The following is a 235-nucleotide window of genomic DNA, read 5'->3' as shown; positions in this document are numbered from 1 at the left end:
CCGGCTTGCCACTCGCTCAGCTCGTGGGCCGGCTGACGTCAGACTCATCCTTCCGGAACATATCTGCCACCTTAAAATTTTTGGTTTGCGCTTAGCGCAAACCTTCCTTTTTTCTTCTATCTTGCTCAAATATGAAAAACTCTTTGTGAAAATCAAGTGGCTTAACCTGTTGACAAAATCAGGTTTTTGTTAAGGGTGGATGTGTTCCGGAAGGCGGTGTCTGTCGTCCGGCCGG

The 235-nt window shown here is 48.1% G+C and carries 1 protein-coding gene; it reads left to right on the top strand.

What is annotated here, in order from left to right:
• Positions 1–193, top strand: a 193-nt coding sequence (locus tag Ga0451573_RS19575; RefSeq protein WP_231685890.1) for a hypothetical protein, incomplete at its 5' end; no start/stop codon positions are given.
• Positions 194–235: the final 42 nt, after the last annotated feature.

The sequence above is a fragment of the Phosphitispora fastidiosa genome, assembly GCF_019008365.1.
GTDB lineage: Bacteria > Bacillota > Thermincolia > Thermincolales > UBA2595 > Phosphitispora > Phosphitispora fastidiosa.
The sequence above is the reverse complement of the archived record's forward strand: the minus strand, read 5'-3'. Positions and strand labels throughout refer to the sequence as shown.